This window comes from Hyunsoonleella pacifica (genome assembly GCF_004310335.1).
GTDB lineage: Bacteria > Bacteroidota > Bacteroidia > Flavobacteriales > Flavobacteriaceae > Jejuia > Jejuia pacifica.
The window spans coordinates 597,155-613,883 of record NZ_SIRS01000002.1 but is presented as its reverse complement, the minus strand read 5'-3'; the positions used below and the strand labels follow the sequence as shown (position 1 = coordinate 613,883).

The following is a 16,729-nucleotide window of genomic DNA, read 5'->3' as shown; positions in this document are numbered from 1 at the left end:
AGGGCCTCGAGGAATTCTATAGATTAAAATTTCATGGTAGTTCTTACATTAAAAACCCGTGGGGTCAAAAAATTTGGGATAGCAAATTGACGTTTGCTTGATACATCTCTAACCCAAGTATTTGTAATAGAGTTTTGTACATCAAAAATATTGAAAATTTCAACTCCAAACGATAGCTTTTTAAAAGGTTTTTTCCAGCCACTTTTAAATTGTTTATTTTCATCAACCAAAACAAATCGAAAACCTACATCAGCACGTTTATAATCAGGTAATCTAATTTGGAAGTCGTATGGGTCTGCATAACTTGGAGAGCCTCCAGGAAGTCCTGTATTATATACTAAATTGAGATACACTTGCATGTTAGGTATATTTGGCACATAGTCCTGAAATAAAGCTGCGAATTTCAAACGCTGATCTGTTGGCCTTGAAATGTAACCTCGATTATCGATATTTTCTTCTGTTTTTAGATAACCAAAGCTAAACCAGGATTCTGTACCAGGCACAAACTCACCATTTAAACGCATGTCTAGCCCATAAGCATAAGCTTTTGCATTGTTTCGTGCGCGATACCTAATACGCACATTTTCTAAAGTATATGGATTAACATCAGTTAAGTTTTTGTAGTATATCTCTGATGTTAATTTAAAAGGTCTGTCCCACATCTTGAAACTATAATCATTTCCTAAAACTAAATGAAATGATTTTTGCGCCTTCACATTGGGTTGAACAGTTCCCGTAGAATCCCTAAGTTCACGATAAAAAGGCGGCTGGTAATACAAACCAGCTGCTGCCCTAAATAGCATATCCTTTTTCCAATTGGGTTTTATAGCAAACTGGGCTCTAGGACTTACAACAGTTTGGTTTGAGGCACTAATATTATCGCCTTTAACTCCCCAATTGTGTATCCGCACTCCAGCGTTATACCACACTTCACTTTCCCCTATATAAGATCGTTTACTCCATTGCGCATAGGCTTGAAGTCTACTAATTTGAGTGTTGTTTCTAGCTCTAACATTAGTAAAAGGTACTAGTGGACCTTCAAAAGCTACATAAGGCTGCTCATTTCTAGGAATAGTTCTTGGAGGTCTTATAGAAAAGCCAGCAGAATCTATAACTTCCCATTCTACTAAGCGATCTCTAATATCTTCGTTTGTATATTTTATTGACCATTCAAATCTGTTATCATCAATTCTTAAATCACCCTTTGTCTGTATGGTTGAAATCAGAGCATCTAAATCATTTCTACCATGGTTTAATTGACTACCAATACCTTCAGTAAATTCAACTTCTCCTAAATTTTCATCTCCAATGTTACCATTTACCTCTCCTAAGTTATACTGTGCCAAAATATCAAAATACTCCTCCTCAGTAGTATGATATGTAGATGCTGTTAAACTTAAAGTTAAATCGTTATTCGCAAAATAGGTACCTTGAAAAGCACCAAAATAAGTTTGGTATTCTGTTTTCTCTTGCCCTTCATAAAATACAATCAGAGCTACAGGATCAGCTAAAGTTCCAAAATTGGTTTGTCGGGTTAGTGGTTCATAATCATATTCATTTAAAGAAGCATTACCTAAAAAACTTAAATGAAATTTGTTTGAAAATTTATAGTTAAAATACCCTTGTAAATCTGCAAAAATTGGACGAAAATTAGTCTGTATTTGTTTTGCATTAACAAAAAGATTATTGTTACGGTATCTTGCCCCAATAATACTTGTCAACTTTGAGTCTTTACTAATATTTTCGACGGATACGGCTGCTCCAAGTAGACTTAAATCTGCATTTACCTCAAACTTATATGGCGTTTTATAAGTAATATCTAAAACCGAGGATAATTTATCACCATACTTAGCTTGAAAACCACCAGCTGAAAAATCAACATTTTGCACCAAATCTGGGTTTACAAAACTCAACCCTTCTTGCTGACCAGATCTTACTAAAAAAGGACGATAAACCTCAATACCGTTTATGTACACTAGATTTTCATCATAATTACCACCTCTTACTGAATATTGTGTACTCAACTCATTGTTGTTATTTACTCCAGGAAGTGATAATAGTAAATTCTCTACACCTGCATTTGCGCCAGGAATATTTTTTACTGTCTCTCTATCTAAAGTAATAATACCTTCAACTTCTTTTCTGCGCTTTCCAGATATAACTACCTCATTTATTTGTTCTATTGAAGTACTCATTACAGGATAAAACTCTCGAATCACACCATTTTTTAAATTAAAAGTAACTAGCACTTTTTTATGAGAAATATGGGTAAATTCTACGATTACATTTTGATTAGCCGGAATGTTAATAGAATAAAATCCGTTTTCATTAGTCTGAGTTCCAATATTTCCAGTTTTCACTGATACATTTTCTATGGGCTTATTATTTTCATCAAGTATTACGCCTTTTAAGGTGGCTTCTTGTGAAAAACCGAGTAAAATTGTAAAAAAGAAAAGTATTGTAATTAATCTATTCGTTTTCAAAGGCTGTTTAGTTTATTTTCTGTAAAATGTAGTTTCAAAAGTAGAACTATTTCCAACATTATCAGTAACAATTACTTTTAAATTATTTTTGGTGTCTGTGATAATGCCATCATTAAAATCATGAGTTAGTATTTTAGTTTTATAGTCATATTCCATTAAAATCCATTTGCCATTTACTGTAGCTCTGTAATTAGATATACCTGAAATTTCATCATTAATTTTTAATTTAAGAAAACGATATTTACTTAGCCATTGTCCTTTTTTAAAGTTTACAGGTACTATAGTTGGTTTCTCATTATCATAAGCCAAAGTATAGGTTCCAAGTCTTTTAGTATAAGATAACAAAGTATCACCTTCACGCTTAGTAAACGAATAATATGGCGTTTTCTTATAGCCTGATAACCTAACTATAAAAAGTTTATTCTTATCTCCAGATGTATACTTATCAATATTATATGAAATTTTAAGATTTTTCTTTAAAGGAGTGATGTCTTTATGAAGTGTTAATGTATCACCTCTTACACTAAAATCCATATAAAAATCTTGGTAAAACGTATCAGGATAAATAGCAATACTAATATTGTTTTCTTTTAAAGTGGTGCTTTTATTAGCATAAATGTAATATGGTGTTGTTGCTTTAGATTTAGTTTTTACAGTTTTACTTTTCTGTCCTTTAATAGGTATTGCAACCCAAGCTGTATTATTTTTATAATCACTTATCTTAATTTTATATACAACGTATGTGCTATCTTCAATAGTTAAAACACCTTCTTTATATAAATCTTTGTAAATACTTAATGGATTGTTTTCTCTAAAAAGTTTTTGAACTCTTTGTTTACTGGTTTTAAACTGTTTATAATCTATCAATTGATTTATATGTTTAGTTTCATCAAAAGTAAATCTTTTAAAATCTAGCTCAAAATTTTTGCTACCGTTTGAGAAGGTTTGAATATTATAAACTCCATTTTTATTAACAGCTAAATCCTGTCTATCCCAAGTGGTAATTCCAAAACCTATTTTTCCAAAAGCTTCAATATTTTCAACGGTATAGTCTCCATTTTTAAGTGGAATTAATCTCAAATTTTGTTTCGAATTAGAATTTTTTACAGATGAACTATCATCTAGTGGATACGCATAAATTGATGTAACGGTTGGCAATTTGCTATCTTTTATTTCTATACCAAACAACATGGGATTAATAGGGCGTTCAGCATTATCACGAATTTCAAAATGTAAATGTGGTCCTCCAGAACCTCCTGAATTACCACTGTAAGCTATCAAACTATTCTTTTCGACTAATAATTCATCATTTTTTGGAAAAAGCTCAATTTCATAAGATTCTTTCTGGTATTGCTTTGCTTTGATGTAATTTTCAATCTCAGGAGCGAAACTTTTCAAATGCGCATAAACTGTTGTATATCCATTTTTATGAGTAATGTATAATGCTTTTCCATAACCATAATGCGATATTTTTATTCTACTCACATAACCATCAGCAGAAGCCTTAACTTTTAACCCCGTTCGCTGTTGGGTTTTTATATCTATACCTGAATGAAAATGGTTTGAGCGTAATTCAGCAAATGTTCCTGAAAGCACAAGAGGAATATCTAAAGGGTTACTAAAGTAGTCTTGAGGATAAATATTTTGAGCTCCAATTGGTAAAGAAAGAAGAAGTATTAGGGCAAGAAGTATTCGCATATTTATGTATTAGGCTAAAATATTAATTTGAGTACAATTTCCAAAGCATTAAACAAAAATCAAGCCACATAAATAGGAGTGAAGGTATTAGAAATAATTTTGGAAAAATTATGAAAAAACAATTGCTATTTAGGGCAAGGTATGTTAACTTTGTTAATTGAGTATTGTTTTTGTAAATGAGTAAGATTGAAGATATTGTTGATTCTCTAGAACACAAAATTAGTAAAGTGCTATTAAAAGCAGACGCTCTAAAGCAAACTAATTTGGAGTTGTCAAAAGATTTAGCATCAGCTCGACAAGAAATTCAAACCCAAAAAAAGGTAAATAGTGATTGGGAAGAAAAATATGAAGCTCTAAAAATTGCAAACTCAATGCTTGGTAGTGACGATAATAAAAGAGAAACTAAGCTTAAAATAAATGCATTAATTAGAGATATTGACCATTGTATTGCGCAATTATCAGATTAATGTTATAAAAATCAATGTCAGAAAAGCTTAAAATAAAGCTATCTATAGCAAATAGAGTGTATCCCTTAACCATTGATATCTCTCAAGAAGAAGGTTTACGCAAAGCAGCTAAGAACATTGAGACTATGATTAAACAATTTGAGCAAAGTTATTCCGTTAAAGATAAGCAAGACGTACTAGCTATGTGTGCTTTACAATTTGCATCGCAAGCGGAACAAAAAACTATAGATAAAGAAGTGAAAAATGAGGCTGTTGAAGAAAAGCTAGAAGCAATCAATAGTATATTGGATGCTCATTTAAGCACTTAACGTTCTTTAAAATAAAGTAAAAAGTTACTACCTACATCGGTTATTTTTTTGATAAACTCAACGTTAATTCTTTAAAAAGGGTAAGTTGAAGTTGTTAAAGCATGCTGCTAGTGCTAGTTTATTCTAGTATCTCGGGCAGACCCTTGATCAGCTTGTTAGCCCTAAACTTGTTTTTAAGGAGTTTATACAAAACACATACTGATGTAGGTTTTTTTATATATATAAATCAACTAAATTAAAATGGATAACTCAATTATATTAATTGTAGGAGGAGTAATTGTAGGGCTTATAATAGGATTTATTATAGCTAAGACAATGGAAAAGAATAATGCATCTAAACTTATAAAAAGTGCTAAAAAAGATGCAGCATCAATACTAAAAGAGGCTAAGAGTGAAGGGGAAACTATAAAAAAGGATAAAATACTCCAAGCTAAAGAAAAGTTTATTGAATTAAAGGCAGAACATGAAAAGGTAATCCTGTCTCGTGATAAAAAAATGGCCGAAGCAGAAAAGCGCACTAGAGATAAAGAATCTCAAGTATCTAATGAGCTGTCGAAAAACAAAAAGCTCAACGTTGAAATTGAAACTAAAGCAAAAGATTATAACCATAGGATAAACGTGCTTGAGAAAAAGCAAGCCGAAATAGATAAACTACATAAAAGCCAAGTACAACAATTAGAGGTAATCTCTAGTTTGTCTGCAGAAGAAGCCAAAGCGCAATTGGTAGAATCGTTGAAAGGTGAAGCGAAAAATGACGCTATGGCTTACATACAAGGCGCACTAGAAGAAGCAAAACTGACTGCGGAGCAAGAGGCTAAAAAAGTAATTATAAATACAATTCAAAGAGTAGGTACTGAAGAAGCTGTTGACAACTGTGTATCTGTATTCAATATAGAATCAGATGACGTAAAAGGACGTATTATTGGACGTGAAGGAAGAAACATTAGAGCCATAGAAGCTGCAACAGGTGTTGAAATTATTGTAGATGACACTCCTGAAGCTATTATTTTATCATGTTTTGATTCTGTGCGTCGAGAAATTGCAAGATTGTCGCTTCATAAGTTGGTAACCGATGGTAGGATTCATCCGGCTAGAATTGAAGAAATAGTTAAAAAGACCAAAAAGCAAATAGAGCAAGAAATTATTGAGGTAGGTAAACGTACTGTGATAGATTTAGGTATTCATAATTTAAACCCAGAATTAATAAAGACTGTGGGAAGAATGAAATACCGTTCATCTTACGGACAAAACCTATTACAACACTCCAGAGAGGTTGCAAAACTATGTGGTGTAATGGCAGCAGAGTTAGGTTTAAACCCTAAACTAGCTAAACGTGCTGGATTACTTCATGATATTGGTAAGGTGCCAGATGCTGAAACAGACATGGAAACACCTCATGCTATTTTGGGTATGCAATGGGCAGAAAAATATGGTGAAAAAGAAGATGTCTGTAATGCCATTGGAGCACACCATGATGAGATAGAAATGAAATCTTTACTTGCCCCCATAGTACAAGTATGTGATGCTATATCTGGTGCAAGACCAGGAGCTAGGCGTCAAGTTTTAGACAGTTACATTCAGCGTTTAAAAGATTTAGAAGATATTGCTTTTGGATTTAATGGGGTTAAAAAGGCCTATGCAATTCAAGCAGGTAGAGAATTACGCGTTATTGTGGAAAGTGAAAAAGTAAATGACGAAAAAGCAGCAGAGTTGTCATTTAATATCTCTCAGAAAATCCAAACGGATATGACATATCCTGGACAAGTTAAGATTACTGTAATAAGAGAAACAAGAGCTGTTAACATTGCTAAATAAAATATTTCTGAAAAAGAGTTATAGAGAATAGAACAAATATAATATTGAAAAATCCAGTGTAAGCTGGATTTTTTAATTTCACTAACCACTAACCACTAACCACTAACTATTTCCTAGGATGAAATTGTTCCACCACTTTTGTTAAATGACTTTTGTCTATATGTACATATATTTCTGTAGTGGTTATGCTTTCATGTCCTAACATCAATTGTATAGCTCGTAAATCAGCATTATTTTGAAGTAAATGTGTCGCAAAAGAATGTCTAAACGTATGAGGTGATACGTTTTTCTTAAGCCCAATTTTTTCAACTAATTGTTTAATTATAGTAAATACCATGGCTCTGGTTAACTGTTTGCCTCTTCTATTCAAGAATAAGGTGTCTTCATACCCCGCCTGAATGTTTAAATGATTTCTAATCTGTTTTCGGTAAATATTTATAAACTTTATTGTTGTTTCAACAATAGGAACAAAACGTTGTTTATCTCCTTTACCCGTAACTTTAATAAATCCTTCATCAAAAAATAAATCAGATAGTTTTAAATTAATAAGTTCACTAACACGTAAACCACAGCCGTATAGTGTCTCAAGCATAGCTCTATTACGTTCGCCTTCGGGTTTACTTAAATCTATAGCACTAATAATTTGATCTATTTCTTCTTCAGAAAGTGTGTCGGGAAGCTTTCGTCCAATTTTAGGAGATTCAATTAAATCCAACGGATTATCATTTCTATAATCTTCAAAAACCAGATAATTAAAGAAACTACGAAGCCCTGAGATTAATCGGGATTGGGAGCGTTCATTAATTATTTTAGCCGTTTCATAAATAAACTGTTGTATAGTTTCCTTGGAAATAGAAATAGGACTAGAGCTAATACTATTGAATTCTAAATACTTTATTAATTTATGAATATCTAAAGTATAATTGTCAATGGAATTTTGAGATAAACCACGTTCAATCTTCAAATATAAAGTATAGTCTTTTATTGCATTTTGCCATTTCATATAACTGTAAATGTATTGAAAAAACATAAATAAATGAAGGCTTTAAAACCTATGTCTTTATAGTTTTTATTTAAAATTGTTAATAACCATTAATTTAATAACCTGAAAAACAGAAATTTAATTTTCATGTTAATAATATTGTTAATAAAGTAAAGATGTAGTAATTATTTTACTAGAAATTTATCTAATTTTGATCTTGTCAAACTATAAACTTTAAACATTATGAAAAAATTATTTTTTGTGGCTATAATTGCCATTTTTGGAAGTCTTAGTGTAAATGCGCAAGGTCAATTTAATGCGGGTATCAGTGGAGGAATTCCAATTGGAGACGCAGGTGACTTTTCGACGTTTGCTATAGCTGTTGATTTAGGATATTTATTTGAAATATCTGATGATTTTGATGCCGGTGGAACTATCGGTTACTCTCATTCTTTTGGAGAGGAGCAAACATTTGGTAGTATTACCATTGAAGCTCAAGATGTTCAATTTTTACCTATTGCAGGATCAGCTAGATTTGAAGTAGCCCCTAGTTTTACTCTTGGAGCAGACTTAGGTTATGCTTTAGGGATTAATGATGGCAATGACGGAGGTTTTTATTACTCACCAAGAGCTCAGTATAGCGTAAGCGAAGCTATAGATATTGTAGCCGCTTATAGAGGTGTTAGTAGAGATGGTGGATCATGGAATATCGTATCATTAGGTATTATGTTTGGTTTATAATCAGCTTTATTAAAAAACAAAAAGCCGAAGCTTAATAGCTTCGGCTTTTTTATGCAATAACTTTTGTATTTTTAACGCATGAAAAAATTAATCATCATTAATGGTCCTAACCTAAATTTATTGGGTAAACGCGAACCAAATATATATGGAAGTCTATCTTTTACAGAATTTCTGGATGAAGTAAAACAAAAATATCCTAAAGTAGATTTAGATTACTTTCAATCAAATATAGAGGGAGAGTTAATTGATAAATTACATGAGGTAGGGTTTAGTTATGATGGTGTAATATTAAATGCAGGAGCTTATACACATACATCTATAGGTCTAGGGGATGCTATAAAAGGCATTGAAACACCTGTTGTTGAAGTTCATATTTCTAATACATTTGGCAGAGAAGAGTTTAGACATCAATCTTATATTTCTCCTAATGCGAAAGGGGTAATACTTGGATTTGGCTTACAAAGCTATGAGTTGGCTATAGGAAGTTTTAAATAATTTAAAAATTCACGTTACTAAGCATCATTTTGTTGTGACTTCTTTAGCTTAAAAGTGTCTTATTTAGTAGAATAAAAAAGATGCTGTTATACCTACTTATACTGATTTGCGTAATTTCAATTTTATGCATTATACTATATAAATCTGAAAAAATTTTATCTAAGCAGATTAAAGATTACAGAAAAATACTTTCTGAAACTCGTAAACTTATTCATAAAAATAAAAACGGTTAAAAGTGAGAGTTACTTTTAACCGTTTTGTGTTATAGTATGTTGTAGATGTATTGTAATCTACTATTTTAAATATGAATTACCTCATCATAAGCAGCAGCAACAGCCTCCATAACTGCTTCACTCATAGTTGGGTGAGGGTGTACTGCTTTTAATACTTCATGCCCGGTAGTTTCAAGTTTTCTACCTAAAACCGCTTCAGCAATCATATCTGTAACACCTGCACCAATCATGTGACATCCTAACCACTCACCGTATTTAGCATCAAAAATTACTTTCACAAAACCTTCTTTATTACCTCCAGCACTTGCTTTACCAGAAGCAGAGAATGGGAATTTCCCAACCTTAATATCAAAACCTTTTTCCTTAGCTGCTTTCTCAGTTAAACCAACACTTGCAATTTCAGGAGTACAATACGTACATCCAGGGATATTACCATAATCTATTGGCTCTACATGATGACCTGCAATTTTCTCAACACATAAAATACCTTCAGCAGAAGCAACATGTGCTAACGCTTGTCCAGGAGTAATATCACCTATAGCATAATATCCTGGGATATTAGTTTGATAAAAATCATTTACTAAAATTTTATCTCTATCTACTACTATTCCAACATCTTCAAGTCCTATATTTTCTATGTTAGTTTTAATACCAACAGCAGATAAAATAATATCAGCCTCTAAAACTTCTTCTCCTTTTTTAGTTTTTACAGTGGCTTTCACACCTTTTCCAGAAGTATCTACAGAAGTTACTTCAGCTGAAGTTTTAATCTTAATGCCGTTTTTCTTAAAAGAACGTTCTAATTGTTTAGATACCTCTTCATCTTCAACAGGAACTATATTAGGCAAATATTCAACAATTGTGACTTCAGTTCCCATAGAATTATAGAAATAAGCAAACTCAACTCCAATAGCACCAGAACCAACAACAATCATTTTCTTAGGCTGCTTTTCCAAAGTCATAGCCTGTCTGTAACCAATAACTTTTTCACCATCTTGTGGTAAACTAGGCAACTCTCTAGAACGCGCACCAGTAGCAATTATAATATGGTCTGCCGAATATTCTGTACCATCAACATCAACTTTTTTACCAGGTTTAATTTTACCATAGCCTTCAATAACGTCAATTTTGTTTTTCTTCATCAAAAATTGCACGCCTTTACTCATACCATCAGCAACACCTCTACTACGGTTTACAACAGCATCAAAATCATGTTCAGCATCTTTAACCTTTAATCCGTAATCCTCAGCATGTTTCAGATATTCAAATACTTGAGCAGATTTTAATAAGGCTTTAGTTGGGATACAACCCCAATTTAAACAAACGCCTCCAAGATTTTCCTTTTCAACAATAGCCGTTTTAAAACCTAATTGTGATGCTCTAATAGCAGTTACATAACCACCAGGACCACTTCCAAGAACTATAATATCGTATTTACTCATGTGTTAAAATTTAAGCTGCAAATTTACAAAATGAAGTTTGAATAACGAATATAGAAGCGTACTAAATTTGTAACTTTTACTACCTTTGTGCTGCAATTTTTACGATATGAATATACCTAGAACAAGTTTTCCGCGAGTTGTAATTGTTGGCGGGGGTTTTGCAGGCGTTGCTTTAGCTAAAAAATTATCAAAACAAGAAGTTCAGGTAGTGTTGTTGGACAAGCATAATTATCACACATTTCAACCCCTATTATATCAAGTATCTACAGGAGGACTTGAGCCAGATTCTATAGCATATCCTATTAGAAAAATATTAAAAGACTTTCCCAACTTTTTCTTCAGACTAGCCTCTGTTGAAGAAATTGATACTAAAAAGAATAAAGTGAAAACAAACATAGGAGAACTAAAATTCGATTATTTAGTAGTAGCATCAGGTTCTAAAACTAACTTTTTTGGAAATTCTGAGATCGAAAAACACAGTATGGCAATGAAAACCATACCACAATCATTAAATTTACGTAGTTTAATTCTCGAAAATTTTGAAGATGCACTATTAACTTCAGATTTAAATGAGCGCAATGCGCTAATGAATTTCGTTATAGTAGGAGGCGGACCAACAGGAGTTGAACTTGCAGGAGCTTTAGCAGAAATTAAAAAAGGAATTTTACCAAAAGATTACCCAGATTTAGATACACGTTTAGCACAAATACATATTATTCAAGCAGGAGATTGTATTTTAAAAGGGATGAGTGCCAAGGCATCACAAAAAGCTGAAGACTTTTTAGAAAAGCTAGGCGTTAATATTTGGAAAAATGTTCGTGTAACGAGTTACGATGGTAAGACAGTAAGTACAGATACAGATTTAACCTTTGAAACCGCAACAGTAGTTTGGGCTGCAGGTGTAAAAGGCGCCACAATTAAAGGGCTAGATGCAGAAGATTACGTTACCAGAGGTAACCGTATAACTGTAAACGAATACAATCAAGTACAAGGATTTAAGCACATTTTTGCCGTTGGAGATATTGCTTGTATGACTTCCGATGAACATCCTTATGGCCTACCAATGATGGCACAACCAGCAATTCAACAAGGTGAACAATTAGGTAATAACCTACTTAGAATAATAGAAAACAAGCCCCTCAAATCTTTCAAATACAAAGATAAAGGCGCTATGGCAACCATAGGTAGAAATAAAGCCGTTGTCGATTTAAAAAACTGGAAATTTCAAGGTGTTTTTGCTTGGTATGTATGGATGTTTGTACATCTTTTTTTCTTAATAGGTTTTAGAAATAGGATGGTGGTATTTGTAAATTGGGTATACAATTATGTGAGGTTTGATAGAGAAGCGCGCCTAATTATTCGTCCCTTTAAAAGTATACATAAAGATTAATTGTATTTGGGCGAGTTGCCAGAAAAATGGCAAACGGGCTTTCACTAGTCGCTCTCTGTGAGGAGCTCCAACATGCCGTTCAATCCCTCTCGCAGGGCATACTTGAAAACAACAGTCTAAAACTATAGCTTTTAGAAAGTTTATAAAAACAAACTATTCTTAATTTTTCTTAACACTAAAGATCATCAGTAAAATGCTTACGCTCTTTAGCTTTACTAAACTTTTCAACATTATACTTTGAAGAATTACCTTTTGGAATTGAAAGCGAATCCCAGTTTTTACCTTTAATCAATTTCCCTGAAAAAACTATTTGTCCCACATGGTAAGCATAATGTGCTAACTGTCTATTAATAGCTTCAGTAACTGTATGCCCTTGATTTCTTATGTAGATAATTCGCTCTAAATCGTTTTCTGCTAGAGGTTTAATAGCATCAAATAAGCAAGACCAACCTTTATCCCAATTAGCAAGCAAATCGGCTTTACTTCTATAAGTATCAATAAACTCCTCGTCACGATGCCTCCATGTTTTCTCACCATCTTCAGTCAAAAAGTTAGTCCATCTACTTAACATATTACCAACAATATGTTTTACAATAATTGATATAGAGTTAGAATCTTCAACAAACTCCTTTTGCAATTCCTCAAAAGTTAAACCTTTAAAAGTTTTATCTCCCAAAGATTTATAATATTCAAATTGTTTAATAACACTGGTTAAGTAACTTTCCATGATACTTCAAAATTTCAATATACAAATACTAAATTCCAAAACCTAAATATTGATTATTGGGATTTAAAAGTCAATTATTCTTTCGGAACAAATTTCAAAGCAACTCCATTAATACAGTGTCTTTTTCCAGTAGTATCTCTTGGGCCGTCATTAAACACGTGTCCTAAATGCCCTCCGCAGGTAGCACAATGTTCTTCAGTTCTAGCATAGCCCAAATTATAATCAGTAGAATAGGCAACATTACCCTTAATTTCTTTATCAAAACTTGGCCATCCAGTCCCAGAATCAAATTTGTGCTTACTTTCAAAAAGAGGTGTGTCGCAACCTTTACATACATAAGTACCTTCCTCATAATTCTTATTTAAAACACTTGAAAAAGAACGTTCAGTTCCGGCTTGTCGCAACACATAATATTCCATATCAGTAAGTTGTGCTTTCCATTCAGCATCAGTTTTAGTAACCTTAAAACTCTTTTCCGTTTCGGTTGCTTTTTCTTTCTTTTGGGCTAATGTATTGCAGCTAAATACCATTATAACTGCAACTAGGGATAGGATTTTTTTCATATTAATAATTTTTTATATTATGTCGATACCTCTCAATTAAAATAACACTTCTTTTTTAATTTCATATAAATATATATGCGTATTGTGACCAATTAAAATTAAAAGTGTCCTATTATTATATATCGATTTTGTATTTTTAACTCTAAATTCAAAGCTATTATGAAACGAAATAAAGTTATACTTGGTATCGGACTCACATTACTTTTAGTTGCGTGTGCTACCAATCCATTTACAGGTAAAAAGACTATAGCATTAGTGCCAAATTCACAGCTATTTCCAACAGCATTTGCTCAGTATAATCAGTTTTTAAATGAAAACAAAGTGGTAACAGGAACAAAAGATTCCGAAATGATAAAACGTGTTGGGCAACGTATTGCTGTAGCAGCAGAACGTTGGCTAAATGCTAATGGTCATCAAGGCTATCTAAAAGATTACAAGTGGGAATATAATTTAGTTCAAGATGAAACCGTAAATGCTTGGTGTATGCCGGGTGGTAAGATTGTATTTTATACCGGTATTTTGCCTATAGCTAAGACTGAAGCAGGAGTGGCAGCAATTATGGGACATGAAGTGGCTCATGCATTGGCTAATCACGGACAGCAGCGCATGAGTGCAGGTATAGTTCAACAGTTAGGGGCTGTAGCTGGAAATGTAGCAATCAAAGATGAACAAACTAGAGCTATTTTTAATCAAGCTTATGGTATTGGTTCCCAAGTAGGAGTAATGCTACCTTTTAGCCGAAATCATGAAACTCAATCAGATAATTATGGGCTACATCTTATGGCTATTGCAGGATATAATCCATATGAAGCTGCAGAATTATGGAAACGTATGAAAGCAAAAAGTGGGGGACAAGCGCCACCAGAATTTATGAGTACGCACCCATCAAATGATACTAGAATTAAAAATTTGACAGAGTGGGCGCCATTAGCAGAAAAAGAAGCTAGAAAATTTGGAGTCACATCATTTAAAAATTAATATCGCTTAGAATAAAATATTTGTTTATTTTAGAAGTCACACAATAAAAGTGTGACTTTTTTTATGAAAGAACCTTTACAAAAGGGAAGCAAAAAACTATTAAATGCCTGGGCTTTTTATGATTGGGCAAATTCAGTTTATACCTTAACTATTGCTTCATCCATTTTTCCTTTATTTTATTCTAGTTTGTTTGATTCAAAAGAAGAGCTAGTGACAGCTTTTGGCTTTGAAATGAAACAAACGGTTTTAATTTCAATAGTTACGGCTTTTACATTTTTGGTGGTTTCTTTTCTCTCTCCATTATTGTCTGGTATAGCTGATTATGTAGGCAATAAAAAGAATTTCATGAAATTCTTTTGCTACATGGGAGGTTTAGGGTGTATTGGTTTGTACTTTTTTGATTTAGATTACATACATACCAGTATTTTATTTTATTTCATGGGATTATTAGGTTACTGGGGGAGTTTGGTGTTTTATAACTCTTATTTGCCAGATATTGCTTATCCAGAACAACAAGACAGTATAAGTGCCAAAGGATTTGCCTGGGGTTATTTTGGAAGCGTAATATTGCTAATTGTAAATTTGGTTATGGTAATGTCTCAAGATACAGGAGAGGCAAAAATAGAGATGATGAAATATTCATTTATAACCGTTGGTTTATGGTGGATTTTATTTAGTCAATACAGCTTTTATCATCTACCTAAAGGGAGTTCTAAAGGTCATAAAATTACCAAAGATGTTATATTTAATGGTTTTAAAGAATTAAAATCTGTTTGGAACGATTTAAAGAATAATCTAAGATTGAAGAAGTATCTCAATGCCTTTTTTGTGTTTAGTATGGCAGTACAAACCATAATGTTAATGGCGGTATATTTTGGCGAGAAAGAAATATTATGGGAAAACGATGAGCAAAAAACTTTTGGTTTAATCATAAGTATTTTAGTAATACAAATTGTTGCTGTGTTTGGTGCATTTCTCACTTCTAAAATGTCTGATAAATATGGAAATATTAAAGCCTTAATAATTGTTAATTTTATTTGGATGGGGCTATGCTTTTACGCTTACTTTATGAAAACCCCAGTGCAATTTTATATCGCTGCCACTATAGTTGGCTTTGTTATGGGCGGAGTACAATCTTTAGGAAGATCAACCTATTCTAAGTTTTTACCTGAGACAGAGGACACAACATCCTATTTTAGTTTTTATGATGTAGCCGAAAAAATTGGAATAGTAATAGGAATGTCCATTTTTGCTGTTGTAGATCAAATATACACCATGAGATATGCTATTTTATTCCTATTTGTTTTCTTTTTGATTGGTATTGTTTTATTATTTCGAGTGAATACAAAGGATAAAATAAGCATTTAATCTAAAATCTAGTTTTTTATGAGAAAAATCGTAGGTAGATATTGCCTTATGATTACTTTTGGGTAATCAAATTTTATTAACAATGCAACTTACCAAATACGCTTTTCTTTTACTTTCCTTATGTCTAACGTTTACTTTTGTTTCATGTAACATTGAACCTTTTGATGGGGAAATTCCAGAGCAAACGAATACTAACTTACCTTCGTCATGTGATGAGGCTACATTGAACACTGCCAATGCGGCACAAGCTTTTGCCGAAGCATCTTCTTCAAGTGAAAACTATTCGGATTTATGTAGTGCATACAAAGCTGCATTAGAACATCAAATAGAATTGTGCGGAGATGATGATGGTGTGTTCCAAACACTAATAAATAGTTTAAATTGTGGAGATGGCAACAGTGGTGGCGAAACCCCCTCTGTTACTGTTCGTGCGTTTATGACAGCTAATATTAACGGACAAGAGTATAATGACATGAAACCCAATGGTTATTTATTTTTTCCTGGAGGAGTTTCTGTTAATGATTTTTTGTCAAGACCAGACGATGATTATATATTGATACAAGGAAATAGTGGTTATACCAAACCTACGATTTTAGCTGACACAGATAGGGAGATAAATTTGAGAATACCTAAACCTCTATGGAAAGAAGGCTCTTATGTTTTGTATGATGAGTTTAATGATGTTTTTGAGGGTGTTTGCTTTTATACTTTCTTTGGTTTAAATAAAGCAGGAGAAGTAAGTACAAAGGAATTACCGGGAGAAATTGTTATTAGCAAGTTTGATTTAGATGAGAGAGTTATTACAGGAACCTTTAAGTTTGAGTATATTCTTGTGTATGAAGATGGAACTCCAGATGAAGGGCCGTATGAAGTAACGGGTACGTTTGATTACTCTCTAGATGACGAGTTTTTTGATTAACACCACTTTTTCAAATTTGCTACAATTTTATCAAAAAAAAGCCTACAATCTAAGATTAGAGATGTAGGCTTAATATTTAGAAAAAAACTAGTTTAAGATTCCGTAGGCTTTCCTCATTTT

Annotated in this window: 15 protein-coding genes and 1 other RNA gene; 10 read left to right on the top strand and 6 right to left on the bottom strand. The window is 32.6% G+C overall.

The genetic code is table 11. From position 1 onward, the window contains the following. Positions 1–23: 23 nt before the first annotated feature. Together EYD46_RS06055 and EYD46_RS06050 are read right to left on the bottom strand one after the other, a co-directional pair. Complete coding sequence (locus tag EYD46_RS06055) at positions 24–2,483, bottom strand: TonB-dependent receptor (RefSeq protein WP_130936163.1); 2,460 nt, start codon at positions 2,481–2,483, stop codon at positions 24–26. Between the two features lie 12 nt (positions 2,484–2,495). Then, positions 2,496–4,181 carry a M23 family metallopeptidase gene (locus tag EYD46_RS06050; RefSeq protein ID WP_130936162.1) on the bottom strand — a complete coding sequence of 562 codons (1,686 nt, stop codon included), beginning with the start codon at positions 4,179–4,181 and terminating at the stop codon, positions 2,496–2,498. A 176-nt stretch (positions 4,182–4,357) separates the two neighbouring features. Here EYD46_RS06050 and EYD46_RS06045 point away from each other — a divergent pair, with 176 nt between their 5' ends. The 4 genes from EYD46_RS06045 to rny all read left to right on the top strand — a co-directional run bounded on the left by EYD46_RS06045 (position 4,358) and on the right by rny (position 6,771). Beyond that, complete coding sequence (locus tag EYD46_RS06045; protein WP_130936161.1) at positions 4,358–4,648, top strand: hypothetical protein; 291 nt, start codon at positions 4,358–4,360, stop codon at positions 4,646–4,648. A gap of 14 nt (positions 4,649–4,662) precedes the next feature. Beyond that, positions 4,663–4,956: a cell division protein ZapA gene (locus EYD46_RS06040; RefSeq protein WP_130936160.1), complete on the top strand. Its 294-nt coding sequence runs from the start codon at positions 4,663–4,665 to the stop codon at positions 4,954–4,956. Positions 4,957–5,011: 55 nt separating this feature from the next. After that, positions 5,012–5,140: non-coding RNA, 6S RNA (gene ssrS / locus EYD46_RS06035), on the top strand. Positions 5,141–5,196: 56 nt separating this feature from the next. Continuing rightward, complete coding sequence (rny, locus tag EYD46_RS06030; RefSeq protein WP_130936159.1) at positions 5,197–6,771, top strand: ribonuclease Y; 1,575 nt, start codon at positions 5,197–5,199, stop codon at positions 6,769–6,771. 106 nt (positions 6,772–6,877) lie between these two features. On the opposite strand, the gene xerD is transcribed toward rny, so the two are convergent. Next, positions 6,878–7,774 (bottom strand): site-specific tyrosine recombinase XerD, encoded by an 897-nt coding sequence (gene xerD / locus EYD46_RS06025; protein WP_130936249.1) that lies wholly within the window; start codon positions 7,772–7,774, stop codon positions 6,878–6,880. A 222-nt stretch (positions 7,775–7,996) separates the two neighbouring features. Between xerD and EYD46_RS06020 the strand changes: the two genes are divergently transcribed. Both EYD46_RS06020 and aroQ read left to right on the top strand, forming a co-directional pair. After that, positions 7,997–8,494, top strand: a complete 498-nt coding sequence (locus EYD46_RS06020; protein ID WP_130936158.1) for a hypothetical protein — start codon at positions 7,997–7,999, stop codon at positions 8,492–8,494. Between the two features lie 78 nt (positions 8,495–8,572). Then, positions 8,573–8,989 carry a type II 3-dehydroquinate dehydratase gene (aroQ, locus tag EYD46_RS06015; RefSeq protein ID WP_130936157.1) on the top strand — a complete coding sequence of 139 codons (417 nt, stop codon included), beginning with the start codon at positions 8,573–8,575 and terminating at the stop codon, positions 8,987–8,989. A 298-nt stretch (positions 8,990–9,287) separates the two neighbouring features. On the opposite strand, the gene lpdA is transcribed toward aroQ, so the two are convergent. Next, on the bottom strand, positions 9,288–10,664 hold the full coding sequence (gene lpdA, locus EYD46_RS06010) for a dihydrolipoyl dehydrogenase (protein ID WP_130936156.1): 1,377 nt from the start codon (positions 10,662–10,664) through the stop codon (positions 9,288–9,290). 106 nt (positions 10,665–10,770) lie between these two features. Between lpdA and EYD46_RS06005 the strand changes: the two genes are divergently transcribed. Next, complete coding sequence (locus EYD46_RS06005; RefSeq protein ID WP_130936155.1) at positions 10,771–12,054, top strand: NAD(P)/FAD-dependent oxidoreductase; 1,284 nt, start codon at positions 10,771–10,773, stop codon at positions 12,052–12,054. A gap of 175 nt (positions 12,055–12,229) precedes the next feature. Here the strand turns inward: EYD46_RS06005 and EYD46_RS06000 are convergent, their stop codons facing one another. Continuing rightward, positions 12,230–12,781, bottom strand: a complete 552-nt coding sequence (locus EYD46_RS06000; protein WP_130936154.1) for a DUF1572 family protein — start codon at positions 12,779–12,781, stop codon at positions 12,230–12,232. 74 nt (positions 12,782–12,855) lie between these two features. Beyond that, positions 12,856–13,344: a peptide-methionine (R)-S-oxide reductase MsrB gene (gene msrB, locus EYD46_RS05995; protein WP_130936153.1), complete on the bottom strand. Its 489-nt coding sequence runs from the start codon at positions 13,342–13,344 to the stop codon at positions 12,856–12,858. Positions 13,345–13,503: 159 nt separating this feature from the next. On the opposite strand from msrB, the gene EYD46_RS05990 reads away from it, so the two are divergent. The 3 genes from EYD46_RS05990 (at position 13,504) to EYD46_RS05980 (ending at position 16,609) form a co-directional block, all read left to right on the top strand. Continuing rightward, positions 13,504–14,322: a M48 family metallopeptidase gene (locus tag EYD46_RS05990; protein ID WP_130936152.1), complete on the top strand. Its 819-nt coding sequence runs from the start codon at positions 13,504–13,506 to the stop codon at positions 14,320–14,322. 63 nt (positions 14,323–14,385) lie between these two features. Next, complete coding sequence (locus EYD46_RS05985; protein ID WP_130936151.1) at positions 14,386–15,690, top strand: MFS transporter; 1,305 nt, start codon at positions 14,386–14,388, stop codon at positions 15,688–15,690. An 82-nt stretch (positions 15,691–15,772) separates the two neighbouring features. Continuing rightward, positions 15,773–16,609, top strand: coding sequence for a hypothetical protein (locus EYD46_RS05980; RefSeq protein WP_130936150.1), 837 nt, complete (start codon positions 15,773–15,775; stop codon positions 16,607–16,609). Positions 16,610–16,729 lie beyond the last annotated feature (120 nt).